29 protein-coding genes are annotated in these 25,576 nt (G+C 62.8%); 4 read left to right on the top strand and 25 right to left on the bottom strand.

The features are described from left to right. Positions 1 to 22: 22 nt before the first annotated feature. From U0S50_RS01120 to U0S50_RS01100, 5 genes are all read right to left on the bottom strand, one after another. Entirely contained in the window at positions 23 to 667 is a 645-nt protein-coding gene (locus tag U0S50_RS01120; protein WP_322306907.1) for an SOS response-associated peptidase, read from the bottom strand. Further along, positions 642 to 1,043 carry an alternative ribosome rescue aminoacyl-tRNA hydrolase ArfB gene (arfB, locus tag U0S50_RS01115; protein ID WP_322306906.1) on the bottom strand — a complete coding sequence of 134 codons (402 nt, stop codon included), beginning with the start codon at positions 1,041 to 1,043 and terminating at the stop codon, positions 642 to 644. The genes U0S50_RS01120 and arfB overlap by 26 nt, the downstream gene beginning before the upstream one ends. After that, the gene (locus tag U0S50_RS01110; protein WP_322306905.1) at positions 1,036 to 1,719 is read right to left on the bottom strand and encodes an RNA pseudouridine synthase; all 684 of its coding nucleotides are present in this window, start codon (positions 1,717 to 1,719) and stop codon (positions 1,036 to 1,038) included. The genes arfB and U0S50_RS01110 overlap by 8 nt, the downstream gene beginning before the upstream one ends. A gap of 104 nt (positions 1,720 to 1,823) precedes the next feature. Continuing rightward, positions 1,824 to 2,420 (bottom strand): FMN-dependent NADH-azoreductase, encoded by a 597-nt coding sequence (locus U0S50_RS01105; protein ID WP_322306904.1) that lies wholly within the window; start codon positions 2,418 to 2,420, stop codon positions 1,824 to 1,826. Between the two features lie 91 nt (positions 2,421 to 2,511). Then, positions 2,512 to 3,219, bottom strand: a complete 708-nt coding sequence (locus tag U0S50_RS01100; protein WP_322306903.1) for a pirin family protein — start codon at positions 3,217 to 3,219, stop codon at positions 2,512 to 2,514. 191 nt (positions 3,220 to 3,410) lie between these two features. Here U0S50_RS01100 and U0S50_RS01095 point away from each other — a divergent pair, with 191 nt between their 5' ends. Both U0S50_RS01095 and ctrA read left to right on the top strand, forming a co-directional pair. Next, on the top strand, positions 3,411 to 4,346 hold the full coding sequence (locus tag U0S50_RS01095; RefSeq protein WP_322306902.1) for a LysR family transcriptional regulator: 936 nt from the start codon (positions 3,411 to 3,413) through the stop codon (positions 4,344 to 4,346). A 214-nt stretch (positions 4,347 to 4,560) separates the two neighbouring features. Next, positions 4,561 to 5,268, top strand: a complete 708-nt coding sequence (gene ctrA, locus U0S50_RS01090; RefSeq protein ID WP_322306901.1) for a response regulator transcription factor CtrA — start codon at positions 4,561 to 4,563, stop codon at positions 5,266 to 5,268. A gap of 83 nt (positions 5,269 to 5,351) precedes the next feature. On the opposite strand, the gene U0S50_RS01085 is transcribed toward ctrA, so the two are convergent. The 10 genes from U0S50_RS01085 to U0S50_RS01040 form a co-directional block, all read right to left on the bottom strand. Continuing rightward, positions 5,352 to 5,720, bottom strand: coding sequence for a PilZ domain-containing protein (locus U0S50_RS01085; protein WP_416194935.1), 369 nt, complete (start codon positions 5,718 to 5,720; stop codon positions 5,352 to 5,354). A 179-nt stretch (positions 5,721 to 5,899) separates the two neighbouring features. Continuing rightward, complete coding sequence (locus U0S50_RS01080; RefSeq protein WP_322306899.1) at positions 5,900 to 7,222, bottom strand: M28 family metallopeptidase; 1,323 nt, start codon at positions 7,220 to 7,222, stop codon at positions 5,900 to 5,902. 97 nt (positions 7,223 to 7,319) lie between these two features. Next, complete coding sequence (locus tag U0S50_RS01075; protein WP_322306898.1) at positions 7,320 to 7,841, bottom strand: hypothetical protein; 522 nt, start codon at positions 7,839 to 7,841, stop codon at positions 7,320 to 7,322. Positions 7,842 to 8,071: 230 nt separating this feature from the next. Next, positions 8,072 to 8,494, bottom strand: coding sequence for a 50S ribosomal protein L17 (gene rplQ / locus U0S50_RS01070; RefSeq protein WP_322306897.1), 423 nt, complete (start codon positions 8,492 to 8,494; stop codon positions 8,072 to 8,074). Between the two features lie 153 nt (positions 8,495 to 8,647). After that, positions 8,648 to 9,706, bottom strand: coding sequence for a DNA-directed RNA polymerase subunit alpha (locus tag U0S50_RS01065; protein ID WP_322306896.1), 1,059 nt, complete (start codon positions 9,704 to 9,706; stop codon positions 8,648 to 8,650). Positions 9,707 to 9,809: 103 nt separating this feature from the next. Beyond that, the gene (gene rpsK / locus U0S50_RS01060) at positions 9,810 to 10,199 is read right to left on the bottom strand and encodes a 30S ribosomal protein S11 (protein ID WP_003040416.1); all 390 of its coding nucleotides are present in this window, start codon (positions 10,197 to 10,199) and stop codon (positions 9,810 to 9,812) included. Between the two features lie 96 nt (positions 10,200 to 10,295). Continuing rightward, positions 10,296 to 10,664, bottom strand: a complete 369-nt coding sequence (gene rpsM / locus U0S50_RS01055) for a 30S ribosomal protein S13 (RefSeq protein ID WP_054589142.1) — start codon at positions 10,662 to 10,664, stop codon at positions 10,296 to 10,298. 200 nt (positions 10,665 to 10,864) lie between these two features. Further along, positions 10,865 to 11,656, bottom strand: coding sequence for an inositol monophosphatase family protein (locus U0S50_RS01050; RefSeq protein ID WP_322306895.1), 792 nt, complete (start codon positions 11,654 to 11,656; stop codon positions 10,865 to 10,867). Positions 11,657 to 11,672: 16 nt separating this feature from the next. Next, a complete protein-coding gene (locus U0S50_RS01045; protein ID WP_322306894.1) occupies positions 11,673 to 13,016 on the bottom strand; it encodes a TldD/PmbA family protein in 1,344 nt (447 codons plus the stop codon). A 60-nt stretch (positions 13,017 to 13,076) separates the two neighbouring features. Beyond that, entirely contained in the window at positions 13,077 to 13,475 is a 399-nt protein-coding gene (locus U0S50_RS01040; RefSeq protein WP_322306893.1) for a hypothetical protein, read from the bottom strand. 293 nt (positions 13,476 to 13,768) lie between these two features. Here U0S50_RS01040 and U0S50_RS01035 point away from each other — a divergent pair, with 293 nt between their 5' ends. Next, positions 13,769 to 15,541 (top strand): DUF885 domain-containing protein, encoded by a 1,773-nt coding sequence (locus U0S50_RS01035; RefSeq protein WP_322306892.1) that lies wholly within the window; start codon positions 13,769 to 13,771, stop codon positions 15,539 to 15,541. Between the two features lie 123 nt (positions 15,542 to 15,664). Continuing rightward, on the top strand, positions 15,665 to 17,602 hold the full coding sequence (locus U0S50_RS01030) for a prolyl oligopeptidase family serine peptidase (RefSeq protein ID WP_322306891.1): 1,938 nt from the start codon (positions 15,665 to 15,667) through the stop codon (positions 17,600 to 17,602). A 23-nt stretch (positions 17,603 to 17,625) separates the two neighbouring features. On the opposite strand, the gene U0S50_RS01025 is transcribed toward U0S50_RS01030, so the two are convergent. The 10 genes from U0S50_RS01025 to U0S50_RS00980 all read right to left on the bottom strand — a co-directional run bounded on the left by U0S50_RS01025 (position 17,626) and on the right by U0S50_RS00980 (position 25,533). Next, entirely contained in the window at positions 17,626 to 18,234 is a 609-nt protein-coding gene (locus U0S50_RS01025; RefSeq protein ID WP_322306890.1) for a hypothetical protein, read from the bottom strand. Positions 18,235 to 18,315: 81 nt separating this feature from the next. Next, on the bottom strand, positions 18,316 to 18,849 hold the full coding sequence (locus U0S50_RS01020; protein ID WP_322306889.1) for a demethoxyubiquinone hydroxylase family protein: 534 nt from the start codon (positions 18,847 to 18,849) through the stop codon (positions 18,316 to 18,318). Continuing rightward, positions 18,846 to 19,328: a disulfide bond formation protein B gene (locus tag U0S50_RS01015; RefSeq protein WP_322306888.1), complete on the bottom strand. Its 483-nt coding sequence runs from the start codon at positions 19,326 to 19,328 to the stop codon at positions 18,846 to 18,848. Before U0S50_RS01015 ends, U0S50_RS01020 begins: the two co-directional genes overlap by 4 nt. Before the next feature lie 12 nt (positions 19,329 to 19,340). After that, positions 19,341 to 20,732: a S41 family peptidase gene (locus U0S50_RS01010; protein WP_322306887.1), complete on the bottom strand. Its 1,392-nt coding sequence runs from the start codon at positions 20,730 to 20,732 to the stop codon at positions 19,341 to 19,343. Between the two features lie 138 nt (positions 20,733 to 20,870). Next, positions 20,871 to 22,085: a murein hydrolase activator EnvC family protein gene (locus tag U0S50_RS01005; protein WP_322306886.1), complete on the bottom strand. Its 1,215-nt coding sequence runs from the start codon at positions 22,083 to 22,085 to the stop codon at positions 20,871 to 20,873. Next, entirely contained in the window at positions 22,082 to 22,510 is a 429-nt protein-coding gene (locus tag U0S50_RS01000; RefSeq protein WP_322306885.1) for a 23S rRNA (pseudouridine(1915)-N(3))-methyltransferase RlmH, read from the bottom strand. Before U0S50_RS01000 ends, U0S50_RS01005 begins: the two co-directional genes overlap by 4 nt. Positions 22,511 to 22,543: 33 nt before the next feature. After that, on the bottom strand, positions 22,544 to 22,942 hold the full coding sequence (rsfS, locus tag U0S50_RS00995) for a ribosome silencing factor (protein WP_322306884.1): 399 nt from the start codon (positions 22,940 to 22,942) through the stop codon (positions 22,544 to 22,546). After that, the gene (locus U0S50_RS00990) at positions 22,939 to 23,592 is read right to left on the bottom strand and encodes a nicotinate-nucleotide adenylyltransferase (protein WP_322306883.1); all 654 of its coding nucleotides are present in this window, start codon (positions 23,590 to 23,592) and stop codon (positions 22,939 to 22,941) included. Before U0S50_RS00990 ends, rsfS begins: the two co-directional genes overlap by 4 nt. Before the next feature lie 37 nt (positions 23,593 to 23,629). Next, positions 23,630 to 24,211, bottom strand: coding sequence for a hypothetical protein (locus tag U0S50_RS00985; RefSeq protein WP_322306882.1), 582 nt, complete (start codon positions 24,209 to 24,211; stop codon positions 23,630 to 23,632). A 41-nt stretch (positions 24,212 to 24,252) separates the two neighbouring features. Then, positions 24,253 to 25,533 (bottom strand): glutamate-5-semialdehyde dehydrogenase, encoded by a 1,281-nt coding sequence (locus tag U0S50_RS00980; protein ID WP_322306881.1) that lies wholly within the window; start codon positions 25,531 to 25,533, stop codon positions 24,253 to 24,255. Between the last annotated feature and the right edge of the window lie 43 nt (positions 25,534 to 25,576).

Here is a 25,576-nt window from a genome sequence, read left to right as displayed (position 1 = left end):
ATGGTTATCTGCAGGTGAAGATTCAGGATGAATCTTTCTGCGTTTGCGGGGTGTCGGCGACAGCCATATCTTGGCCGGGATAGGGCGTGACCAGCTGCGCTGCGTCGCGCCATTCGGCGGTCAGCCAGCGGTCATGGTCCTCGGCGCGAAGGATCAGCGGCATCGCCTCAGTCGCATGACGTCCGACCAAGCGGTTGGGATCGGTGGTCAAGATCGCAAAGCTGGGCCAATCTTCCCCCTGCCGATGAATCCCGGCAAAGGCGAAGATCGGCCGGTCGGGCAGGTAGAACCAATGCTGCCGCTTTGCACCCACCGGTCCCGTCCATCCGGAAAAGGCGGTAGCGGGCACCAGACAGCGCAGTTCGGGATGCCGCAACGTCCCGATCCAGAACGGGCTGGCGAGGTTGCGGACATGCGCTACGGGCTGCGTCCCGCGCGGTGGTGGCGGTACGCCCCATAGCTTTGGCCGCAAATGGCGGCGGCTTCCTGGCTGACCGTTACCAGTGATTACCGGCGCCGGCTGTCCGGGGGCGACATGGCCGCCGGCCCAGGGGTCGGCGCCTGCTTCGGCGCCCAGAGCGGCGGCTACCGCGCGCGCCGGTGCGTCGAGGCGATACAGATGCATGGACGCCGTGTCGCCGCTAGTCGAAACCGCGTACCCGGCCACGGCTCGCCTTGACCGCGCTGCGCGCTTTCTTTCCATCGACACGCCGTGCCTTGGCGGCCTTGCTCGGCTTGGTCTTGATGCGCTTCTCGGGACGGACGAGCGCCGCGTCGATCAACTCGGACAGCCGCGCGCGCGCGTCGGCTCGGTTCGCTTCCTGCGTACGGAACCGTCGAGCGAGAATGACCAGTTCGCCATCGACCGTCATGCGGCTGCCTGCCAGCGTCTTCAGCCGTCGATAGACATCGGGCGCCAGGCCGAGAGCATAGACATTGACGCGAAGCTGGCACGCGGTCGCGACCTTGTTGACATTTTGTCCACCCGGTCCGGACCCGGCAAGGAAGCGTTCGGTGATCGCGCTTTCCGGAATGTCAGCCACGGGTAGGCGCGGCTCCCTCGGGCGGGGAGAAACCGAGCGCTGCGAAGCGTGCAGGAAAGGGCGCTTCGGCCACCACTGGCGGCTTGACGTCACGCCGCACGACCAGCCTTTCGGCGTGCAGCAGTGTGCGGTCGCGGGCCCCGCCAGTACCGTAAACCGGATCGCCCAGAATGGGAAAGCCGAGCCCTTCCAGCGCGTGAACGCGTAACTGGTGCGTGCGTCCTGTCTCGGGACGGAAGCGCAGCAGGGCACGGCCGCTCTCGACCGCCAGTTTCTCCCAATGCGATACCGACGGCTTGCCTTTCGCATCGCCCACCATGCGCCACCCGCGCTCGGCGGTCGATGTCTTGGCTAGCGCGAGGTCGATCGTGCCGCTGTCGGCGTCGGGCACGCCCTCGAGAATCGCCAGATATTGCTTGTCGACCTCGCGCCCTTCGAAGGCGCGGGTAAAGCGGCCATGTACCTTGGGATTGCGGGCGAGCAGCAGGCATCCCGACGTGTCACGGTCGAGCCGGTGGACCGCAAGTGGCCAGCGCTTGAAGCCGAAGCGTAGCGAATCGAGATGGTTTTCGAGGCTGAGGCTGCCGTCACGCGGCGGATCGACCGGCAACCCCTCGGGCTTGTCGATAACCAGGGCCTCACCATCGAGGAACAGAACACGGTCGGAAAGCAGCATCGTGGCGCTATAGGACGCCGGCCCCCGCACCGAAAGGGGAAAGGTCGCGGCAGCGACCACGGGCGAGCAGCCCGGCGCGTTCGTCTCGTGCCGGGCTGCGGTCGTCAGGCGGCCTTTGGCAGCTCCTCAATCGCCGATGCGGCGCGGGTGAGGGCCCCTTCATCCATCATGTGCTGATCGGCTGCGATGACACTGACGTCGGTGATGCCGACGAAGGCGAGCACATGGCGCAGATAGCTGGTCGCGAAATCCTGCTCGCTGCCGGCCTGCACGCCGCCTGATGCGACGACCAGAAACGCCTTCTTCCCTGTCAGCAGGCCTTCGGACCCGTTTTCGGTATAGCGGAAGGTCTTGCGCGCCCGGGCGATCAAATCGATCCACGCCTTGAGCGACGCGGGGATACCGAAATTATAGACCGGAACGCCGATGACGATCGTGTTGGCTGTTTCGAGTTCGGTGATCAGTTCGTCGGAAGCCGCGAGCGCGGCCCGTTGGTCTGTGCTGCGCTCGGCGGCGTCGGTGAAGTTGGCGGCGACCCAAGCTTCGGTCAGCAGGGCGGGCGGCGTCGCAGTCAGGTCGCGGCGGGTGACACTGGCGCCATAGCCATGCTCGACAAGGCGCGCGACCAGCCGGTCGGTGAGTTGCCGGGTGGTTGAGCCCATGTGGCGGGCGCTCGCATCGATACGAAGAATGTTGCTCATGTCATGGCTCCTTGGTTTGCAGGTAAAGGCAGGGGGGGTGGGCCGCCGCCCGCAAGGGAGGGGATAAGGCGGCGGCCCGAGGGATATGGCGTCAGAGGCTGTCGACCAGCACCAGTTCGGCGTCGTCGAGGGCTTCGACATCAATCCGGTTGATGTCTCGGATCGCGACGCCGTCGCGGGGATTGGCATCCGTGCCATTGACGCGGACGCGGCCCTTGGCGGCGACCAGATAGGCATGGCGTCCGGTGCCAAGTTCATAGGAGACGCGGCTCCCTGCCTCCACCGTCGCCGCCGCCACACGCGCGTTGGCGCGGATCGGCAAGGCCCCGGAACTTTCCACATCGCCTTCGATCCCGCTGGCGAGCGTCACGAACCGTCCCGACCGGTCAGCCTGCGGAAAGTCTCGCTGGCCCCAGCCAGGGTTGCCGCCGACACGATCTGGGATGATCCAGATCTGGAACAGCGTGGTTTCTTCATCCTCCAGGTTGAATTCGCTGTGCGTCACGCCGGTTCCGGCACTCATCACCTGGACGTCGCCTGCCGCGGTGCGGCCGCTGTTGCCCATGCTGTCGCGGTGGCTGATTGCACCGCTGCGGACATAGGTGATGATTTCCATGTCGCGGTGCGGATGCGGAGGAAAGCCCGCCTGCACCGCGATGGCGTCGTCGTTCCAGACGCGCAATGCGCCCCATCCCATGCGATCGGGGTCGTGATAGTTGGCAAAGGAGAAATGGTGGCGGGCATCCAGCCAACCGTGATCAGCGTGGCCCAGGCTTTCGAACTTGCGAATGTCGATCATCGGACAAACCTTTCTCTTGCCGCTGCCGGAACTGGATTCCCGGCGGCGTTTCTGTGTTGCGGGCAAGATAGGCTTTCGTATTGTTTCTAAAATAGCGCATATGGAAAATCATCGTTTCCATTTTTTGGCTATGTTGTTGCTATGGTCCGGGCGGTCAGCGCCCGCGGTGGACTGGCGGGCAGGAGTAACCGATGGCGCTTCCCGATTATGAAGGCTGGGCCTGTTTCGTGGCCGTCGCCGATGGTGGGAGCTTTACCGCGGCCGCGGCGGCGCTTGGCCTTTCCAAGGCGAGCGTGTCGAAAGCGGTCACGCGGCTGGAGGCGTCGCTGGGGATCACCCTGTTGCACCGTAGTTCGCGCGTTGTCGCAATATCAACCGCAGGCGCCGGGCTGCTCGACGAGGCGCGCGCGATGGTCGCGGCGGCGACCGCGGCGACCGAGGCGGCGCGCGGCGACCGGCTCGACCTTGCCGGGCCGATCCGCCTCGCGGCACCGATGAGTTTTGGTATTAAGGTGCTGGGGCCGCCGCTCGCGGCCTTTCTTGATCTGCATCCGGCGGTCGAGATCGACGTGATATTGAGCGACGCCCGCAACGATCCGGTGGCGGAGGGGATCGACCTGACGCTTCGCATCGCGCCATTGGCTGATTCCAGTCTGCTCGCGCGTACGATCGCGCCGGTGGCGGCATCGGTCCTCGCAAGTCCCGCCTATCTGGAAAAACGGGGGACGCCCAGGCATCCGCTTGACCTCGCCGGCCATCGGCTGATCGGCTATGGCCATCGTCAGCGCGCGATACCGCTCCATTTCCAACGCAAGGGCGAAGAGACGACCGTGCTGCCCACCGGGCCGCTGTTCGCGAACAACGGCGATATTGCTGTGCCATTGTTGGTGGCAGGTGGCGGGATTGCAGTGCTTCCGGATTTTATCGCAGCAGAGGAACTGGCGTCGGGTGCGCTTGTGCGGATCCTCACCGACTGGTCGCTTCCGCAGGCGCATCTGCACCTTTTGTCACCGCCGTCGCGCCTTCGCCCGGCGCGGGTTCGGGCGCTGTCGGATCATCTGGTCGAACGGCTTAAGGCTTCCTGCACCGGGGTCCATGCACGGCATCTGGCGCTCTCCGACGGGTGACACGGGGGCGTTCCACTGTTGCAGAATCGTCGCGACTCGCGGATTTCCGCGGTTTAATGCAAAATTAACCTTTTCCCTTCATCTGTTTCATGGTTAATATTTCGGCAGTCCCGAACCGGGTGCCTGTCGACGCATCGCAAGATGGTCTGCGGACGGATTGCGGGATCATCGTGGGAAACAGTCCCGATCTTCGGGATGGATTAAGGGGTGCCCAATGCGCGTATTGCTGATCGAGGACGAGCCGACGACCGCGAAGGCGATCGATACGATGCTCACCACCGAGGGCTTCAACGTCTATACGACCGATCTGGGCGAGGAAGGCCTCGATCTCGGCAAGCTCTATGATTACGATATCATCCTGCTCGATTTGAACCTGCCAGACATGCACGGCTATGACGTGCTCAAGAAATTGCGCACGGCGAAGGTTCAAACCCCGGTGCTGATTCTGTCGGGCATTTCCGAAATGGATTCCAAGGTGCGTTCGTTCGGATTCGGGGCTGACGATTATGTTACCAAGCCGTTCCACCGCGACGAGTTGGTCGCCCGTATCCATGCGGTCGTCCGCCGTTCGAAGGGACATAGCCAAAGCGTCATTCGTACCGGCAAGCTGGCCGTCAATCTCGACACCAAGACAGTCGAAGTCGATAGCACGCGCGTTCATCTGACCGGCAAGGAATATCAGATGCTCGAGCTGCTCAGCCTGCGCAAGGGCACGACGCTGACCAAGGAAATGTTCCTGAACCATCTGTATGGCGGCATGGACGAACCCGAACTCAAGATCATCGACGTCTTCATCTGCAAGCTGCGTAAGAAGCTTGCGCTCGCCTGCGGTGGCGAAAATTACATCGAAACGGTCTGGGGTCGCGGTTATGTGCTGCGCGACATCGACGACGACGGCAACGAAGTGCGCCGCGTGGCCTGACGGGCGTATTCGCCATACAATATGATATCAACGGGGCAGCCGGCGCGAAGCGATTCGTGCCGGCTTTCCTTTGTGGTGCAGGGTCAAAGCGTGCGTTTGCCGCCGTAATGGCCGGGAAGCTGCGGGCTGAGGGACAGACCTGGCCGCCAGGTCGAGATCGTCGGTGCAGCGATGATCTGGAAGTCCGCATGGCTGTCGGCAGCGACCAGATGATCTCCCTGCGTGGCCCGCAGGCGCGCGGTCTCGATAGATTTGTCGGTTTCGATCCCGAACTTCTTGTCCGCCACCCATCTCACCGTGCCGATCATTGCGTCGTGTCCGGGCAGGAAAACGGTCAGTCGTTCGCCGATCTGCAACATGTGCGGCGCCTGTCCGCCAACGCCGGTTTCCGACACGTTGCGGATAGTCACGTCGAACTGGCCCAGTCGTTGGCAACTGAACGAAGCCTTCACCAGCCGCGATTGCCGCGGTTGGCGCTTTTCAGCAGGGGGTGTTGAGGCGGGAGATGCCTCTGAACCTGACATGTGCGACCCAAATTTTGGCGCTCGATTCCCACCTCGGGCGCTAAGCTATTGGTCCCGATACCTTCCCTAAACGAAGAAGGTAAATTTTCGAATAGCGTCTTTGACGATTATTGCGCGGGGGGCAGTCCGCCAAAGGTCACGATGCTTTCGTGGCCGTCCGCCGACACGCTGGACACCCCGAAGAAATGGTCGTCGATCTGTACCCCGTCGAGGAGCAGTTCGTTGTCGGCTGCGGCTGCTGTCAGCCGGCTTTCGGTCCAGTCGGGTCGATCCGCGCGTCGCCAGTGAACGCGATAGGCCGCAGCACCCTTGACTGGCGACCAGCGCACCATTGTGTTCGAACTGACCGCCCCATCAAGGCTGACACCATCCGGTGCAGGCGGTGCGGCGGCGAGTTCGCCCGCCAATGCGACATTCAATGCGGTGACGCGCGCCAGATAGGGGAAATCCATTTCGTCGACGGTATCGCCATATTTCCGGTCTCCCTCGGTCCGGACGTCCTGATGCTGATGGTCGTAATCCTCGACTCCTGCCGTAAAGCGGATCGCGGGGTAACCAAGCTCAAGTGCCGGCAGGTGATCACCACCGCGCCGGAAGCGGTCGGGACGGCGGACGGCCAGCACCTCCAGCCCGATTGCGGGCGCATTGCCTGCTGCGCGCACGGCTGCCTTGGCCAGCGCGCGCGATGGTCCGTCATCTTCGCCGCCGATGCCGCGCCGAGCCATCTGGGCCTTCATGTCTTCCGACGCTCGGATGCCCTCGCTGAACACGCGGACGCGATCGGTGACAACCGCGCCTTCGGTGCCGAGGGTTCCGCCAACGATGTCATTGTTCAAAAGTGCGGCGACCTGCCATCCCTGCTCCTTGGCGTGCCGCGCCAGCAGGCGACCACCCCACAAGCCCTGTTCCTCGCCGGACAGCAGCGCATAGACGATCGTCGCCCTATGTTTCTGTTTCGACAGCAGCCGCGCGGCTTCGATGACGAGCGCAGTGCCCGATGCGTCGTCATTGGCGCCCGGCGCATCACTGGTGAAATCGAGCGGGTCGCTGACCCGGCTGTCGATATGTCCCGAAATCATGATCACATGCGCCGGGTCGCCGCTGCCCTGTTGAATGGCCAGTATATTCTCGACGATCACGCCGTCGGGCGCGCGCGGCCCTTCGAAACGGTCGGCGATGCGCTCGACGGTAAGGCAACCGCCGCAGTCCTTGCCAATGCGTTCCAGTTCCGCCGCGCCCCAGTTGCGGGCGGCGCCGATGCCCCGCTTGGGGTCGGTCGACGACGACAGCGTATGCCGGGTTCCGAAAGACACCAGCTTTTCGACCGATGCTTTCAGACGGTCAGGATCAGCCGGCGAGGCTGGCCTCTCTTCGGCATGGGCGGTGGTCGCGGTGAGCAGAAGAGCGACGGCGAGGCTGAGCTTGATCATGCCGCCATCTTGCGGTGCGGCGCGACCGGATGCAAGCGGCCCGCCACATGCTAGATGCATGGGCGGGCCAAGGGTTGGCGCTGCAACCGCGATTTGTTTACCGCAGTCCCGAAAAATCGATGTCGCGGACCCGGCCGTAGCGGACATCGCAGCTGAAGCGGCCGCGATCATAGTAGCCGTCACGGCCCCAGCGATCATGATAGCCATCGCGCACGACCACATGACCCCTGACGCGATAGCCATCGCGCTTGCGATCGACCTTCGTGATCTGGGTGACATCGGTGCTTCCGTAACGGCGGCTGCCGCGTTCGACCGCGCTGACGCACTGGCGGACTGCGGCGCGGCTGCCCCCATAGCGGCGATAGTCATAGCCGTAGCGATCGCGGTCATAGCGGTCGCGATAGCGATCGTCGTAGCGGTCATAGCGGTCACGACCCGATGAAGAGAGGATCGCCGCCAGCCCGCCGATGACCACGGCGCCCGCGATGATTTCACCCGCGCTGATTCCATCATCGTCATGGCGGTCGCGCGCCATGGCGGGGGTTGCGCTCAGCGTCATAGCGCCGATGGCGGCCGCACCAATTGCGGCCTTGGTAAAGGACTGGATCTTGTGTGCCATGGTTCGGTCTCCTGAAAATTCCGGCAGCGCCATCGCGGCCTGTTGGAAACCTTTTATCGATTCGCCGGTGACACCGCCCTGAACTTCCCGCTTATCTGACGTTCAGCCTTGGTTCGGGCCATGTTCAGCTTCGTGGCGTGGTGGTCCGTGCCGATCGCTTCCAGCCGCCCAAGAAAAAGGGCGGCCATCCTTTCGGACGCCGCCCCAATTCGGTTTGGAAAGAGCGAAGCTCAGGCTTCGGCCATTTCCTCGTCAAGCTGTTCGACCGGACCCGAGTCCTGACCCTTGGCATCGACGTCACGATCGACGAATTCGATGATCGCGATCGGCGCGGCGTCCGATGCGCGGATGCCTGCTTTGATGACGCGGGTATAACCGCCGTTACGGTCCTGATAGCGCGCTGCGAGGACGTCGAACAGCTTCTTCAGCTGGGTGTCGTCCATCAGGCGGCTTTGTGCGAGACGGCGGTTTGCGAGGCCGCCACGCTTTGCCAGCGTGATCAGCTTTTCGACATACGGACGCAGTTCCTTCGCCTTGGCGACGGTTGTCGTGATCTGCTCATGCTTGATGAGCGAGGCCGACATGTTGCGGAACATCGCCGTACGGTGCGCGCTGGTGCGCTGCAGTTTCCGGCCACCCGATTTATGACGCATAATTCATTCCTTTGTTTGTCATAGGGGCCGTTTAGTCGGTTCCCATCAAAATAGAATTTTGATGAGGGCCATCTGGTACCCCAAGCCAGGTCGATTGCGGGCCGACCCCTTCCCGAAACCGTCGCCCCAGCTTTCGCCGGGGCGACGCGAAATTTAGCCGAGCAGTTCCTGTTCGAGCTTTTTGGCCATTTCCTCGATATTTTCCGGCGGCCATCCGGGGATGTCCATACCAAGGCGCAGGCCCATCGACGACAGCACTTCCTTGATTTCGTTCAAGGACTTGCGGCCAAAGTTCGGCGTGCGAAGCATTTCGGCTTCGGTCTTCTGAACCAGATCGCCGATGTAGATGATGTTGTCGTTCTTGAGGCAGTTGGCGCTGCGAACCGACAGTTCCAGTTCGTCCACCTTCTTGAGCAGGAAGCGGTTGAGCTGGTTGACGTCCGATTCTTCGCTCGACTGCGATGGGGCCGCAACGCCGATGAGACCGCTGTCGTTCATGGCTTCTTCGAAGTGGACGAAAACCTGAAGCTGGTCCTGCAGGATGCGCGCCGCGTATGCGACGGCGTCTTCCGGCGTAACCGTACCGTCGGTTTCGACAGTCAGGTTCAGCTTGTCATAGTCGAGTTCCTGACCGATGCGCGCGTTCTCGACCTTGTAGGCAACCTGACGCACCGGCGAATAGAGCGAGTCGACCGGGATCAGGCCGATCGGCGCATCGGCCGGACGGTTGGCGGTCGCGGGGACATAGCCCTTACCGGTGTCGGCGACGAGTTCCATGTTGAACGTCGCGCCTTCATCGAGGTGGCAGATGATGTGGTTGGGGTTCATCACCTTGATGTCGCCCGACACCATGATGTCACCCGCCTTCACGGTCGCGGGGCCGGTTGCGGAAAGCTGAAGCCGCTTCGGGCCTTCGCCTTCCATCTTGAGCGCGATCTGCTTCACGTTGAGGACGATGTCGGTGACATCCTCCCGCACGCCGGCAAGGCTCGAGAATTCGTGAAGGACGTTCTCGATCTTGATCGAGGTGATGGCCGCACCCTGGAGCGACGAGAGCAGCACGCGGCGCAGCGCGTTGCCGAGCGTCAGGCCAAAGCCGCGCTCGAGCGGCTCGGCGACGAAGGTGGCCTTGCGCTTGCTGTCGCTGCCAGCCTTGATTTCCAGGTTGCTGGGCTTCTTCAATTCCTGCCAGTTCCGGATATTGACAGTCATAGACTTCCCTTTGCTGATGGCGGGACGGGTCGGGGTCGGTCGGCCGGTCCAGCGTTAGATATTGTGACGGCGCGGCGACGCGGTGGCCTCCGTTCCGTATGCGTCAGACGCGGCGGCGCTTGGCCGGGCGGACGCCATTGTGCGGGATCGGCGTCACGTCACGGATCGACGTGATGTGGAAGCCAACCGCCTGCAAGGCGCGAAGAGCCGATTCACGGCCAGCGCCGGGGCCCTTTACTTCGACTTCCAGCGTGCGGACGCCATGTTCGGCGGCCTTCTTGCCAGCGTCTTCGGCGCAAACCTGCGCCGCATAGGGAGTCGACTTGCGGCTGCCCTTGAAACCCATCATGCCAGCGCTCGACCAGGCAATGGCGTTGCCCTGGGCGTCGGTGATGGTGATCATCGTGTTGTTGAAGGTCGCGTTGACGTGGGCCACACCCGACGAGATATTCTTGCGTTCGCGCCGACGAAGGCGCTGCGGTTCACGAGCCATGATGCTGTATCCTACCTAAATCCTGAAGCTGGCCGGTGGCTGTTCGAGGCACCGGCGGAAAAGCAAGAAAGCGCGCCGGACGGGCGCGCTCTAACCTTACTTCTTCTTGCCGGCGATCGGCTTGGCCTTGCCCTTGCGGGTGCGCGCATTGGTGTGCGTGCGCTGGCCACGAACCGGCAGGCCTTTGCGATGGCGCAGGCCGCGATAGCAGGCGAGATCCATCAGGCGCTTGATGTTCATCGCGGTATTGCGACGAAGATCGCCTTCGACGGTATGGTCGGCGTCGATGGCTTCGCGGATCTGAAGCACTTCGGCGTCGCTCAGGTCCTGAACGCGGCGCGTGTGATCGATGCCCAGCTTGTCGGCAATATCAACGGCAGTCTTGCGACCGATGCCGTGGATGTAGGTGAGCGCGATGATCACGCGCTTGTTAGTGGGCAGATTGACGCCCGCAATACGTGCCATTGGTAACTTTCTCCTGCTCCACAGGGCGCGCTGGCAATCGGCCCCATCTCAAAGCGTCTGATTTCCAACGCAAAAAACGGACCACGAATGCGCTTACTGCGCTTCGCCGTCCGGTCATGATGTCGGAATAGGCGGCCGTTACGGCGAGTCGGGTCAAATGTCAAGCGTAGCCGGGGTTTTTCGGCGGTTCGCCGGGGTTGTCAATCAGCCGCCGTCAGGGCGAGGGCGCGGTCGCGAAGCCGGTCGACAACCGCTGCATGAATGCCGGGCGCGCAGGCGATGACGCCAAAGGCCTGGGCGCGCGGTGTGTTGAACAGGAGCGGGTCGCCAAAGGCGTCGGTGACAATCGCACCTGCCTCTGCGGCGATCAAGGCCGCCGCAGCGACATCCCATTCAAATCCCCAGCGCAAGGTCGCAACGAGATCGGCGCGATCATCGGCAACCAGCGCCATGCGCAGCGCGATGCTGTTGGGCTTTGTCACCATAACCAGGTCGCGGTCGACCTTGGGCAAACTGTCGGCGGGTACGCGCGCGCCGCTGAAGCATGAGCGCTCGCTCGCGCGTAGCGTGTCTCCGTTCAACGTTGCGCCGGAGCCTTTTTGTGCCACCCATAGTTCGTCGAGCGCCGGGGCATAAAGCACTCCCAATTCCGGTGTCCCGTCGATGACCAGCGCCACCGATACCGCCCAGCCGGGACGGCCCCGGATGAAGTCGCGGGTGCCGTCGATTGGGTCGACGCACCACATCGCCCGACGGGACAGGCGATCGGGGTTGTCGGCGGTTTCTTCGGACAGCCACCCCGCTTCCGGAACCATCGCGCCCAGAACCGCTTTCAGCCGTGCATCGACGGCCAGATCGACGTCGCTGACCGGATTGTCGTGCGACTTGTGCCAGACATTGACGGCCTTGCCCTCTCCGCGCCACCGCGCCATCGCCATGTCGCCGACCTCGCGTGTCGCGGCGATCACTGCTTCCAGGTTGCGGGTAGGCAAGACGAAGAAACCCGAATCAACTGCTCGCGACGGTCATGCCGTCGATACGCAGGGTGGGGACGTTGGTCGCGTGACGAAAGACGAGATCGTCAGCCGGGACCAGCGCTGCGAACATGTCGACGAGGTTGCCCGCGACGGTGAATTCGGCGATCGGGCCCACAATCTCTCCTCCGCGGATCAGGAAGCCCGACGCGCCGCGACTGTAGTCACCGGTTACGGGGTTCACCCCCTGGCCGATCAATTCGGTGACATAGACGCCCTCGTCGATGTCGGCGATGAGCGCCTTGACGGAGACGACACCCGCGGCGAGATGCAGATTGCTGGCGCTGACCCCCGACGCGCCGCCGCCGCGGCTGGCATGGCCGGTGGGTGCAAGGCCAAGCTGCTTGGCCGAAGCGGTATCGAGCAGCCAGCCAGTGATGCGGCCGTCCGCCACAATATCGCGTGCCGCCGTGGGCAGGCCTTCGCCATCGAAGGCGCGGCTGCGCAGTCCGCGCGGGCGATGGGGTTCGTCGCGGATGATGACGCCGCTGTCGAAGAGCGATTGCTCCTCCTTGCCGAACAGAAAGCTGGTTCCGCGAGCCACCGCGGGCCCGGCGATCGCGCTGAGCAGGTGGCCGATGATGCTGCTGCCAACGCGCGGGTCAAGAACAACAGGCAGCTTTCCGGTCGGCGCCTTGCCGGGGGCGAGCCGCGCCACGGCGCGCGTGCCGGCGCGCGTGCCGATTTCGGCAGCGCTTTCGAGGTCGGCAAGATGGTGCGCGCTGTGCCAGCCATAGTCACGTTGCATCGATGCGCCTTCGCCCGCGATCACGCTGGCGGAAAGGCTGTGCCCGCTCGATCCATAGCCTCCGGCAAAGCCGTGGCTGGTGGCCAGGGCAAATCGCGTGCGGCTGTGGCTCGCGCTGCCGCCTTCGCTGTTGCTGACTCCTGCGACAGCGCGTGCAGCTTCCTCCACGGCGAGTGCCGCATCTCGCAACGCTTGCGGGTCGGCGTCGCTGCCGTCATCCAGATCGAGATCTGGCGCAGCGCCACGAAACAGCCTGTCTTCGGGCGCCAGGCCAGCATAGGGATCTTCTGGCGCTTCCCGCGCCATGGCGACGCAGCGTTCGACGAGCTTGGCAAGTTCGCCCGCATCCATGTCTGCAGTCGATACGCTGGCACTGCGGCGCCCGACGAAGGCGCGCAGAGAGATATCCTGTCCTTCGGACCGTTCGACATCCTCAAGCTTACCCAGCCGCATCGAAACGGAAGTGGCGGCGTTGCAATAATAGAGCGCGTCGGCGGCATCGGCGCCAGCCTTGGTTGCAGCGTCGCAAAGCAGTTGCGCGCGGTCGAGGGCTTCGGAAACGGTCAGCATGGCCGCGCCCTATACGGCAAGGGCGACAGCGTCAAAATTTTAGTCGAAGGCGAGTAGGCGTCAGCGAATGATCGCAGCGATCGCGTCGGTGGCGGCCATCGCGCCGCTGACCCATAGGAAGGGCAGGGTCAAAGCGGCGGCCCACAGCCGGCGGACGTCGCGACGGAAGCGGGCGTGCAAACCCCAGCTGGCGAGTGCTTGTCGACTGAGGTGATACCAGCGTCGTTCGACTGCCCGCGTAACCGGAAGAGCCAGCGCGACCAGAATGATCAACGCGACGACAATCAGTGCCGAGGGCGCGCCCGCAGAAATGGCGCTCGAAACCAACCAGATCTGAAGAAGGGCGAAGGCAATCAGGGCGGTTGCGGCATGCAGCGTCATTCGGCGGCCCAGGCTGCGCGCGGCGGGCACGCTTGCGGTCGTTCGGCGCCAAAGGCGCGGTCCGAATGTCGATGCCATATTATCAGCCTCCCCGGCCGGCGATTCCCAGATCGCCACGATTTGCCTGTAGAACCCTCGAGTCAAGACAGTTTGGCTGTGATTCGTTAATAATTCGGGTCATTTAGCCCCATATTCGGCACAAAACCGTGATGAGGTGACGAAAATGTAACCGAAACGGAGCTTTGACCCGCATTTGACGCTAGGGAAAGGTGCTCGTGGTATGTCACCGCGAATCACCGTGACGGCGACTCGCCAACAGTGTCTGCCTCCTCTATTCGGGCGTTCATCTATAGTGTCTGGTGGAGGAAAAGATGCGGGTCGCGTTTTGGACTGTTTTGACGTCGGTATCGATGGCGGTGATGTTGCCGGCGGCGGCACAGGCGATGTCGTCGCCCGACTCCGCGGTCGATGTGCTTGCCGATGAATATTGGGCTGGGGTGATGCGCGCGTCGCCCATCTATGCCTCGTCGGTTGGCGTGCGCAGTTATGAAGGGCAGGTCGGCGATCATTCGCTCGCCGCTAATGATCGCCGTGCTGAAGTGGCGAAAAAGTTGCTTGTGCGGCTGGACGCGATCGACCCAGCCTCGCTAACGGCCTCGGGGCGAGTAAACCGGGGCATCCTGATGCGCACGCTGCGCGAGGATGTCGAAGAGAATGGCTTTGGCCAGCGCACAATCAATTTCACCAATCGGTCGGGTTGGCACCAGGATTTCGCTGATATGGCGAATTATTTGCCTTTCAAGACCAAGGCTGATTTCGAAAGTTATAACGCCCGTCTGAAACAGTTCGGACGGGTGAATGACCAGTCGATCGCCGTTGCCGACCAGGCGATCGCCGGCGGATATACGCTGCCTTGCGACTCGCTCGGTGGCTATGAGGGCGGGATTACCGGGTTGATCGTTGGCGATCCCCGGCAGGCGCGCTTTTACTCCCCCTATGCCGGTAAACGTGCTGAGGGGGTCGCCGAAGAAGACTGGAAAAAGCTGTCCGACGAGGCCGCAACTATCATCAGCGATACAATTTATCCTGCGCTCCGCAAACAGGCGAGCTGGTACATCGACCGCTACAAGCCCAGATGTGCGGTTAATCCGGGCGTGTCGGCACAGCCGGGCGGGGCGGCTTATTATGATTTCCGTATCCGCAAGATGACGACGACCGAACTGAGCGCGGAGCAGATACATCAGATCGGGCTCGAAGAGGTTGCGCGCATCCGTGCCGAGATGGAGGCGGTTGCGGCAAAGGCCGGCTATCCGACGCGCGAAGCCTTTATCACACATTTGCGGACCGACCCGCAATATTATGCGAAGACCCCGGAGGAATTGATGGAAAAGGTGGCGCGCGTCACCAAGACCATCGATGGGAAGATGCCAGGTCTGTTTCACAAGCTGGCGCGTCTTCCCTATGGGCTGCGCGAAATTCCGGCGGAGACGGCGGAAGGGCAGACCACCGCCTATTATGGTCCAGGTTCGCCCGAAATCGGCATCGCCGGGACCTATTACGTCAACACCTCGCTTCTCGATCAGCGGCCCTTGTGGGAAATTCCGGCCCTCAGCGTCCACGAAGCGGTTCCGGGGCACCATCATCAGATCGCGCTGCAACAGGAACTGCCGCTACCCGACTTTCGGAAATATGGGGCGTTCTTCACCGCCTTTGTAGAAGGTTGGGGCCTCTATTCGGAAAGGCTGGGGATCGAAATGGGTCTCTATGACACGCCCGCGAAGGATATGGGGCGACTATCATATGAGATGTGGAGGGCCTGCCGGTTGGTGGTCGATACCGGAATCCATGCCAAGGGCTGGTCGAAAGCGCAGGCGATTGCCTTCATGACCGACAACAGCGCGCTGTCCGCCGCGAATATCGAGGCCGAGGTCAATCGTTATATTTCGTGGCCAGGACAGGCGCTGGCTTACAAACTCGGCGAGTTGAAGATTCGCGAGTTGCGCGGACTTGCCGAAAAGCAGCTTGGTGCGCGTTTTGATCTTGCCGCCTTCCACGACACCGTACTGGGGCAGGGAGCGGTGCCGCTGGACGTCCTGGACGCGCAGGTCAAAGAATGGATCGCGGCCGAGGCGGCCAAGGGCTGACAGTCCGTTATCGAAGGGGATGGGCGGTTCGTCGAAGCGTTGCATCCGAAAGGGGCAGCGATAACGTCTATCCTCAAATATTGCGTTATCGCTGATCAATCGATGTAACACGGGGAAATCCAAATGCGCTATTTGTCTTTTCTTGCCGCCCTCAGCCTGCCGTTGGCACCTGCGCTTGCTACCGAAGAGGCAGTACCTGCCGCTGAGCCCAAGCCTGCGGCCCTTATCGCCGACGGCATGCCTGAGGTGCCTGGCGATCTGGCCGCGGCAACCCGCCCTTATTTGGAAAATCGCGGAGCGGGGTTTGTTGCATGGCACCCGCGCGACCGGTCGATCCTGATTTCGACCCGTTTTAGCAACACTGCCCAGATTCACCGTGTGGCGACGCCGATGGGAGCGCGAAAGCAGCTGACGTTCGAAGCGGAGCCGGTTCGTGGCGGCATCTGGGCTCCCCGCACCGCCGACATCATGCTGGTCCAGAAGGATATCGGCGGCAACGAATTCTTTCAGATCTATGCGATGAAGAACGGTCAGCTTGAACTTCTGACCGACGGAAAAAGCCGTAACGGGCTCAATGCCTGGAGCAAGGATGGGGAGCTGATCGCCTATACCTCCACGCGCCGGAACGGACGCGACACCGATATTTATGTGATGAACCCGCGCAGCCCCTCCACGGCACGCATGGCGGCCGAAGTTCAGGGTGGCGGCTGGTTCGTCGCTGATTTTTCAGCTGACAAAAGCTGGGCGCTGGTCGGCAAATATACGTCGGTCCAGAAATCGGACCTGTTCCGCCTTGATCTGGCGACCGGCAAGATGACGCCGATCGGCGATCACAAGAAGACCGTCTCTCTCGGCGGTGCCTCGATCGCGCCGGACGGTACCATCTGGGTAACGAGCGACGAGGGGAACGATTTTCAGCGGCTGGGTACGATGGACCCGATGACTGGAAAATTCACGCCGCGCGGCCCGGCCGAAAAATGGGATGTCGACAGTTTCGACATCGCAGAGGACGGCAGCTTCATCGCCTATGTTGTCAACGAAGCGGGGATGAGCAAGCTGCGCCTGTTCGATCCTGCCTCGGGAAGCGTACGTACCGTCGATGCGTTGCCCGCCGGAATTATCGGCGGACTGGAAATCGCACCTTGGGGCGACATCGGGATCAGCTTTACCTCGGCGCGTAGCGCCGCCGACGCCTATAGCATCGATCCCCGGACGCTGGCGGTGACGCGCTGGACCGAAAGCGAGACCGGCGGTCTTGACGTGTCGCAGAACGTTGAACCTGAACTTGTGAAGGTGAAAAGTTTCGACGGGCTAGAGGTTTCGGGCTTTCTCTATCGTCCCGATCCCGGCAAATTTCCTGGCAAGCGGCCGCTGATCATGAGCGTCCACGGCGGCCCCGAGGGACAGTCGCGTCCCGGTTTTCAGGGCCGCAACAACTATCTGCTGAACGAGTTGGGCGTAGCGCTTTTCTATCCCAATGTTCGCGGTTCGACGGGCTATGGAAAAACCTTTGTCAGCCTCGACAACGGTCCGTTCAAGCGCGAGGATAGCGTGAAGGACATGGGAGCCTTTCTTGACCATCTGGCAAAGGACAAGGCGCTCGATGCCGGGCGTTTCGGGCTGACTGGCGGCAGCTATGGCGGCTATATGTGCTATGCGGCGGCAATCCACTATTCCGACAAGCTGCGCGCCAACTTGTGCGTTGTGGCGATTTCCAATTTTGTGACGTTTCTCGAAAATACCCAGGATTATCGCCGCGACTTGCGCCGCGTCGAATATGGCGACGAGCGCGATCCGGTGCAGCGCAAGAAGCTGACCGAAATTTCGCCGCTGACCCGTTCGGGCGAGATCCGCAAGCCGCTGTTCGTCGTCACCGGCGCCAATGACCCGCGCGTCCCGGCATCAGAAGCGGATCAGATCGTCGCTGCAGTGCGCAAGAACGGGGGCACCGCCTGGCACCTTGTCGGCACCAACGAAGGTCACGGCTTCGCGAAGAAGGAAAACGCAGACTATAATTTCTGGTCGTCGCTGCTCTTCTGGAAGCGGAATCTGCTGAACTGACGCGTTCCAGCGCCCGTCGCCGCTTAACGCGGCGGCGGGACGGGGAGCGGTGCTGCCTCGGGATCGTCCGTTGCGGGCTTTGCGGGCGCTTCACCATTCGCCTGTGCTTCGAGCGCGGCGGCCGCCCGCTGGCGTTCTTCGAGCGCTTTCTCTTCGGCGACGACCGCTGCTTCTACTTCGGCAGCAGCATCGTCGATCCCGGCGAGACGCTTGGCGCGTTCATCGGCAATCATCGCCTGCCAATCGGTCTTGTCGGTAGCCTTGCGTTCGGCCTTCGCCCCGGCAACGAGAGCCTGGGTGCAGCCGGTGAAGCCGCCAAGCCCGACCGGCGAACAGCTGTCGGTCCCGAACCGGCCGACGCGTTCCAGCGCAACGACCCGGTTCGCCCAGGCGTCATTGCGCGGATCGAGCGGATCGCCGCCTCGGAACAACTGCGGCACGCGATAACGATCGCCCTCGGGAAGCCGCTTGCAAACCACGATCTCGTCGGGCGTGCTGGGCTCGCACTTGTCACTGCCATAGACGAACACCTGATTGACCTTTTCGCCGTCGACAACGGTTTCCTGCGCGGCGACCGAATGGGAGAGGGCGCTCCCGACGAGCATCAGGGCAAAATAAGGCAGGCGCGTCATATGTTTATCCTTCGTCATTTCGCGTCGCATGGCAGACCGATTCTGCATCGCCGATGAACGCGGGGAGTGGGTGCCACCCTATCAGATACGTTTCGACAGCGCGATGGCGGCGCGGCAGCCCGCGCGGATCGCGAAACTAAGCAGCGGGTAGCCTGGCGCGTTCTCTGCACCAGCAGCCAATGCCGCTTCCTTATGTTCGAGTTCTTCGGCCCGGAATTCAGCGACCGCTGCGCTCAATTCCGGGTCACTGTCGCCGAGTTCAGCGAGTTGTTCCTGATAATGGCGGTCGATCTCGGTCTCCACTGCGGCGGTGCAGGCCATCGCGGCGCGCGGCCCCATCGCCGCTGTCGCGGCGCCGAGAGCAAAGCCGGCTGCCTTCCAGAAGGGTTGCAGTGCGGTCGGTCGTACGCCGCGGCGCGCAATCATCTCGTCAAAAAATTTGCGGTGCCGCTCTTCCTGTTCGGCCATATGCGCGATTTCGCGCGCCATGGGGTGGCGATTGCCCATCACGGCCAACTGCCCGGCATAAATACGTGTCGCACCATATTCGCCAGCCTGATCGACACGGATCATCGATGCCGCGCGAGGGCCGTTCTTGGCAGGAATATCGCTCATGCTGCCGATGTGCGCCCGCGGCGCAGCAAGGTCAAGATGAGTGCTGCCGCTCCAAGTGAGAAGATGGCATTGAAGCCAGCGAGCGAAATGCCGGCCAGCGTCCATTGCGGCACGTCGCAGCGGGTGATTGGCGCGGCCATGATCGTATCCAGCGAAACCGGTCCGGTCGCGCCTGTGCTGCACGTCGTCAGCCCTTCCCAAAGCCCATATTCGACGCCGGCATGGAAAATGCCGATCAGGCCGCTGATCGCAATGGCAATGGCAGCGATCAGGGTCAGCAGTCGCACGGCGCGGTCGTTGCCGCGCATCAGCAATGCGACTGCAGCGAGGACGATCGCTGCCTGATGCGGCCAGCGCTGCCAATAGCACATCTCGCAAGGATGAAGGTCAAAGCCATATTGTGAGACAAGCGCCCCGCCGTAGAGAAGCAGCGGTGCCGCGAGCGCGACGAGGGGTGCGGCCAGGCGCGGATATGTCATCACAAGGGCCTTTTAGTTGCGTCGGGTTGGCTTGGCGGCGGGCGCCTTGCCCCCTTGCGCCATGCGGGACGTGACGGCGCCAACGCGTCCGATGGTTTGCAGCGCATAATGCATCTGGAAGTCTTCGATCCCCTTGGCCTTCAGCTCTTCAGTGGTCGCCGAAAAGCGCGGATCGGTCTTTTCGTCCTTTTCGAGCAAGCCGTTGTCGACGCGCTTTTCGTTGACAAGGTGGCGGCGCAGGTCGCTTTCGCGGAACTTGGGGCGCGAGGCGTAATCTGGATCCGACAGCTGCGGAACACGGATGTCGGGTTCGATCCCACCTTCCTGAACGCTGCGGCCCGACGGCGTGTAATAGCGAGCCGTGGTCAGTCGCAGCGCTGTGGTATCGGTAAGCGGGAGGACCGTCTGGACCGATCCTTTGCCGAAGCTTCGTTCGCCCATCACGACGGCACGATGCTGGTCCTGCAGTGCGCCAGCGACGATTTCAGAAGCCGAGGCGGAACCCGAATCAATCAGCACAATGACGGGCGCGCCGTGCGCGGCATCGCCTGGTTCGGCGAAATAGCGTTCGATGTCGCCCTTGCGCCGCCCGCGCTGCGAAACGATTTCGCCGCGCTCGAGGAACAGGTCGCTGATCCCTACCGCTTCATCGAGTAATCCGCCGGGGTTCGAGCGCAGGTCGAGAATCCATCCGCGCGGCGCGCGGCCGAGCGCCTTTTCGGTCGCCAGCATCGCGACCTTCAGATCGCGAGCGGCATCGGCCGAGAAGCTGGTCACGGTCAGCACGCCGACGTCGCCCTTTACTTCCCACTTCACCGGCTTGAGGTCGATGATTTCGCGCGTCAGCGTCAGTTCTATCGGCTTATCCTGTCCTTCGCGGACGACGGTGATGTCAATCTTTGTCCCCGGGCGCCCACGCATCTGCTCGACCGCTTCATCAAGGGTGAGGCCGAAGATCAGTTCCTTGTTGATATGGGTGATATAGTCGCCGGCCTTGATGCCCGCGCGGTCGGCGGGGGTGTCTGCCGTCGGTGCGATCACCTTGACCACCCCATCTTCCATCGTGACTGACAGGCCGAGGCCGCCATATTCGCCATCAGTCTGGGTGCGCAGGTTGGAGAAGCCCCGTGCGTCGAGATAGCCCGAATGCGGGTCAAGGCTGGCGAGCATGCCATTGATCGCTCCCTCGATCAGCTTTTCGTCGCTGACCGGTTCGACATAGTTCGACTTCACCTCCAGGAACACGTCCATGAAACGCGATATTTCCTCGGTGGTCGACGCATCGACACTTGCCATCGCGCCGGTCGCGAGCGGAACCAGTGCGAGCGTGCTGAGGGCGGCTGCACCCTGCCACAATGCAAAGCGGTTTCTGGAAGGGCGTCGGGTGGTCGTCATTTCGGTCATGCGAGTCTTTCGGTCACGCGAGTGCACAGGCACCGCCTTATAAGCTCGGGGTCGCCATCCTCCAACGCATTTGCGCGAGCGTCAAGCGGACGCTTTGCCTATCTGATGGCGTTAGAACCCCAGCTTAACGCACCGTGATCAGCCGAGCATCGCCACGACATCGACTGGACGCCCCGCGCGCCGCAGTTCGATGGTGATGCGGCTGTCGCCCGATCCGGCCCGACCGATCGGGGCGCCGGCGTCAAGCGTATCGCCAACGCCTGCCGACAGGCCGATCATTCCGGTAAGTAGCGACACCCATCCCCCGCCGTGATCGATGATCACTATCTTTCCATAGCCACGATAATCGCCGGCGAAGCTGACCCGCCCCTGCGCGGGGGCCACGACCTGACCGCCGGGCTGGGCTGCGACGGTGATTCCGCGCGACCGCACGCCGCTGTCATTAACCTCTCCCAACCCGGCGACGATACGGCCGACCACGGGAAGGCGATAGGCGCCACGTTGAAGATCGATCTCGGGCGCGGCGGGCGGAGGGCCGACGGCGATCGATCCGGTCGGGTCGCGCGGGCGCGCAATCGGCCCCGTCAACTGCGCCAGTTCGGCCCGTACCGCACCGTCGGCCTCCAGTTCGTCCATCAGTTCGACGATGTCGCGGGCCTTTTCGCCCAGGCCAAGTGCTCGGTCGGCTTCCAGTCGTGCACTGCTCATCAGCTCGCGCGAACGTAGGCGCCCTTCATTTTCCAGATGCGTCAACGCGCTGCGCCGTTCCGCCAGCTGGGCCTTGCTGGCATTGAGCGCTTGCAAGGCGATCGCCTGCTGGCGGTGTGTGGTGCGAAGCGTAGCCAGATCACGGCGCACCCCGGCGCTGCGCTGTTCGATCACTGGCACGATGGCGTCGAGGACCGCGCGAGCGTGAACCATGTCGGTGAGTGATCCGGGTTGGGCCAGCACGCTGACTGGCGGTTGGCGGCTCAGCTGCTGGAGCATGGCCGCGAGTTCAAGCAGCGGCTGTTGTTGTTTGGCCAACTGTGCCTGCTGAGCAGCGAGGCGACGATTGACAAGCGAGACGCGGGCTTGTCCTGCGCTGATGTCGGCTTCGGCCGATTGGATGCGCGCCGCGATGGCGGCGCTGCGCCTTTTCAGACGGTCGGCTTCATTCGCTGCTGCGGTGGCCTGCGCCTCAAAGCGTGCGCTACGCGCCATGGCTTCGGCGGATTGTTGCTTGGCCGTTATCAGCTGCTCGCGTTCATGGGCGGCGATCCGGGTTGGATCGAATATGTCGCTTTGGGCGAGCGCCAGCGTGGCGCTTGCAACCATTGCGGCGATCGCGAGAGCGGACAGGGCCTGTTTCACTGCCGACCTTCGCGATGATAGGGATGGCCGGCTATGATGCTCGTTGCTCGCCACAATTGTTCGGCCAACATGGCACGCGCCATCAGGTGCGGCCAGGTAGCTCGGCCGAAGGCGATGACCTTGTCGGCGCCTTTGCGTTCTTCGGGCGTGAAGCCGTCGGCGGCGCCGAGGCAGAAGCGCGCTTCGCGCACCCCGCTGTCTCGCCATTTTTCGAGCAGTTTCGCAAATTCGAGCGACGACATCTGGTCGCCGTCCTCGTCGAGCAGGATGGTGCGGCTGTTTTCCGCTGCAGTCGGGCTGCGCCCGCCGCTGTCGGGCAACTCCGAAATCTTCTGCGCCCAGGTAACGCGCTTCATATAGCGTTCGACCAGTTCGGCCTCTGGGCCCCGTCCGATGCGTCCGCGTGCGATGATGTGCAGCAACATGGGCGTCCGCCTAGCCGCCGGGCGGGGCGAACGTCAATTTGCAGCAGCGACCGGCGGAGCGTCGCCGAACGACCACATGCGTTCGAGGTTATAGAAGCTGCGTACCTCGGGTCGGAACAGGTGGACGATGACATCGCCGGCGTCAATCAGCACCCAATCGGCGTTGGGAAGGCCTTCGACGCGGACCAGACGGCCGGCTTCCTGCTTGATACGCTGCGCCAGCTTGTCGGCGATTGCCGATACATGTCGCGTCGACCGGCCGCTCGCGATCACCATATGATCGGCGATGCTGCTTTTTCCGGCAAGCGGGATGGAGATCGCTTCCTGGGCCTGATCCTCGTCCAACTGGTGGAGAATCAGCGCGTGGAGCGCTTCCACGCTGTCGTTTGCGGGTGCGGCGCCGGGCGCGGCATCCTTGGTGGCGGAGATCAAATGCGTCCTTTCCTATTCGGTTCCACCAGCCATGAGCGCGTGATCGGGTCGCGCAGCGCGCGGCCTTCATAGCGTTCGAACCAGCGGGGGTTGGCCTGCCGTATCGCAGTTGCGGATCGCACATCGGGCGAAAATCGCAGGAACACGAGGGCAGGCGGTCTCCAGTTTGTCCAATGCTTTTTCTGGTCTGCGGGCCGGACAAAGCGCCGCAGCCATCCCATCGCACGTCTTGCATGGGCGCGGCCGTTATAGCCCGGACGCGCGATTACCGCAATCGGCATCAACCGAGCTATTTCCCGCCAGTCGCGCCATTGGGGCAATTGGGCCAGATTGTCGGCGCCCATGATCCAGATGAACCGGCGGTTCGGGTAAAGGCGGACAAGCTTTTTGAGCGTATCGACCGTATAGCGCGTACCGAGTTCGGCCTCGATCGCGGTCGCGCGGATCGGCGCCCGCCGCGCCATCCGCTGCGCCGAACCAAGCCGGGCGGGGAGTGGGGCCATTCCGGCCTTGGGCTTCAAAGGATTGCCGGGCGAGACGAGCCACCACAATTCGTCGAGCCCCAGCGCGTCGATCGCATTGAGGCTGATCGCACGATGCCCACCATGCGCGGGATTGAAGCTGCCGCCGAGGAGACCGGTGGGAATCATGGACGGACTCGCCAGTCGCTGCGCTGATGGAAGAGACTCAAGGTTTGACCACGCGCGGCATGGTAAAACATGATCTTACCTGGTCGTTCGCACGGCGAAGCATCAGGCCCAGTGACTCAACGGTCTCATGATAGTTTTTGGTATATTCGCCTTCCAGATGATCGGATATCCGCGCTTCGCACCAACCCGCGAACGGCGTCGCCAAGAGGCAGGCGTTGAACAGCACGAGCTCGCTGGTCGAAAAACTCTTCGAAAAAAGCCGGTGCTGCGAAACCCGAACTGGTTCGCGCTCGGCCAACGTCCGATGCTTCGATAAAATTTCACCAAGTTCAAACCAGCGCCAGCTTTCTTTAGACGAACGTGCAGGCGGCGTATCGCTTGGGCGAAATGTGGAAGCATCGATAACGAAGCAAGTCGGTTCATGCGCGGCTGCGCTGATCTTGGGCATCTGCCCATCGGTCCTGATATTCGAATAACCGACGGTTTGGGCAAGGCGTTCGGCCAGAATCCACTGCGCTTCTTCCTTCTTTTCTCCCTCGCTCGCGCGCAGCAGCATGACGGTGTCGCGGACGACCAGCCACAGGAAGGGAGTGGTAGCGATCCCTGCGGCCAGTGCCAACCAGCAAAGCCATTTCCTGACTTGCGGTCGTGGCGTGGCTTTCAAGGCCGAACTTGCCCGGTCCCGCGCACCAGCCACTTATAGGTGGTGAGCCCTTCAAGCGCCACCGGACCGCGCGCGTGGAGCCGCCCCGTCGCGATGCCGATTTCGGCGCCGAGGCCGAATTCGCCGCCGTCGGCGAATTGCGTCGAGGCGTTGTGCATCACGATCGCGCTGTCGACTTCGGCGAGGAAACGGCCAGCGATGACACGGTCTTCAGTCACGATCGCGTCAGTATGGCGGCTGGAATGGCGGTCGATATGCGCGAGCGCCCCGTCGATACCGTCAACCTGTGCGATCGAAACGATGGCATCGAGATATTCGCTATCCCAGTCGCTGGCGTCGGCCAGCGTGACATGCGGGCTGACCGCTGCGATCGCCTTGTCGCCGCGCACCTCGCACCCGGCCGTGATCAGCGCATCGATAATGGCGCGTGGGCCCTGATAGGCCCGGTCGATCAGGATCGTTTCGGTCGCGCCGCAGATGCCCGTACGCCGCATTTTCGCGTTCACCGCCAATGCGACGGCGATTTCTGCGTCTGCGGCACCGTCGATATAGGTGTGGCAGATGCCATCGAGATGCGCGAGCACCGGGACGCGCGCTTCGTCCTGTACGCGCGCGACCAATCCCTTGCCGCCGCGTGGAATGATGATATCGATGAGGCCCTGCGCGCGCAGCAATGCGCCGACAGCTGCGCGATCCTGGGTTGGTACCAGCTGGATCGCGTCGGTTGGCAGTCCGCTTTCGGCAAGCCCGGCGACGAGTGCGGCATGGATTGCGCGGTTGGAATGTATCGCTTCGCTGCCGCCACGCAAAATGACGGCATTGCTGGACATCAGGCCGAGGGCGGCGGCGTCAGCAGTGACGTTGGGGCGGCTTTCATAAATGATTCCGATAACGCCGAGCGGAACGCGGACACGGGCAAGTTCGATGCCATTGGGGCGTGTCGATCGGTCAATTTCAGCGCCGACCGGATCTGGCAGCGCGGCCACGGCCTCAACAGCATCGGCGATGCCGTTGAGGCGGGCTGTGTCGAGCCGCAGACGGTCGAGCATCGCGGCGGACAAGCCGTTCGCCCGGCCAGCATCCATGTCATGCGCATTTGCCGCCAGGATGGCCGGAGCCTCGCCACGCAATTGCTGCGCCGCGGCGCGTAGAGCGGCAGCCTTTTCGGTCGTTGTCGCCACCGCAAGCCGCTTGGCCGCAGTGCGGGCGCGTACGCCCATGTCGGCAATCAGTGCGTCAGTGTCGGTAATCGGCGGGTTCAGCGTATCGGTGGTCATGCCTTGGCCCTATCATGCTTTACGGACGCCGCGAAAGTCCCGT

Source organism: Sphingopyxis sp. (assembly GCF_034380315.1).
Taxonomy (GTDB): domain Bacteria; phylum Pseudomonadota; class Alphaproteobacteria; order Sphingomonadales; family Sphingomonadaceae; genus Sphingopyxis.
Note: the sequence above shows the minus strand (reverse complement) of the source record. Positions and strands in the feature narration are given on the sequence as shown.

Coding starts and splice junctions, on each gene's coding strand:
- U0S50_RS01110 (WP_322306905.1), bottom strand. CDS start 1,719: ATGCTGCTTTCCGACCGTGTTCTGTTCCTCGATGGTGAGGCCCTGGTT.
- U0S50_RS01105 (WP_322306904.1), bottom strand. CDS start 2,420: ATGAGCAACATTCTTCGTATCGATGCGAGCGCCCGCCACATGGGCTCA.
- U0S50_RS01100 (WP_322306903.1), bottom strand. CDS start 3,219: ATGATCGACATTCGCAAGTTCGAAAGCCTGGGCCACGCTGATCACGGT.
- U0S50_RS01095 (WP_322306902.1), top strand. CDS start 3,411: ATGGCGCTTCCCGATTATGAAGGCTGGGCCTGTTTCGTGGCCGTCGCC.
- ctrA (WP_322306901.1), top strand. CDS start 4,561: ATGCGCGTATTGCTGATCGAGGACGAGCCGACGACCGCGAAGGCGATC.
- U0S50_RS01080 (WP_322306899.1), bottom strand. CDS start 7,222: ATGATCAAGCTCAGCCTCGCCGTCGCTCTTCTGCTCACCGCGACCACC.
- U0S50_RS01075 (WP_322306898.1), bottom strand. CDS start 7,841: ATGGCACACAAGATCCAGTCCTTTACCAAGGCCGCAATTGGTGCGGCC.
- rplQ (WP_322306897.1), bottom strand. CDS start 8,494: ATGCGTCATAAATCGGGTGGCCGGAAACTGCAGCGCACCAGCGCGCAC.
- U0S50_RS01065 (WP_322306896.1), bottom strand. CDS start 9,706: ATGACTGTCAATATCCGGAACTGGCAGGAATTGAAGAAGCCCAGCAAC.
- rpsK (WP_003040416.1), bottom strand. CDS start 10,199: ATGGCTCGTGAACCGCAGCGCCTTCGTCGGCGCGAACGCAAGAATATC.
- rpsM (WP_054589142.1), bottom strand. CDS start 10,664: ATGGCACGTATTGCGGGCGTCAATCTGCCCACTAACAAGCGCGTGATC.
- U0S50_RS01045 (WP_322306894.1), bottom strand. CDS start 13,016: ATGCTGACCGTTTCCGAAGCCCTCGACCGCGCGCAACTGCTTTGCGAC.
- U0S50_RS01040 (WP_322306893.1), bottom strand. CDS start 13,475: ATGGCATCGACATTCGGACCGCGCCTTTGGCGCCGAACGACCGCAAGC.
- U0S50_RS01035 (WP_322306892.1), top strand. CDS start 13,769: ATGCGGGTCGCGTTTTGGACTGTTTTGACGTCGGTATCGATGGCGGTG.
- U0S50_RS01030 (WP_322306891.1), top strand. CDS start 15,665: ATGCGCTATTTGTCTTTTCTTGCCGCCCTCAGCCTGCCGTTGGCACCT.
- U0S50_RS01025 (WP_322306890.1), bottom strand. CDS start 18,234: ATGACGCGCCTGCCTTATTTTGCCCTGATGCTCGTCGGGAGCGCCCTC.
- U0S50_RS01020 (WP_322306889.1), bottom strand. CDS start 18,849: ATGAGCGATATTCCTGCCAAGAACGGCCCTCGCGCGGCATCGATGATC.
- U0S50_RS01015 (WP_322306888.1), bottom strand. CDS start 19,328: ATGACATATCCGCGCCTGGCCGCACCCCTCGTCGCGCTCGCGGCACCG.
- U0S50_RS01010 (WP_322306887.1), bottom strand. CDS start 20,732: ATGACCGAAATGACGACCACCCGACGCCCTTCCAGAAACCGCTTTGCA.
- U0S50_RS01000 (WP_322306885.1), bottom strand. CDS start 22,510: ATGTTGCTGCACATCATCGCACGCGGACGCATCGGACGGGGCCCAGAG.
- U0S50_RS00990 (WP_322306883.1), bottom strand. CDS start 23,592: ATGATTCCCACCGGTCTCCTCGGCGGCAGCTTCAATCCCGCGCATGGT.
- U0S50_RS00980 (WP_322306881.1), bottom strand. CDS start 25,533: ATGACCACCGATACGCTGAACCCGCCGATTACCGACACTGACGCACTG.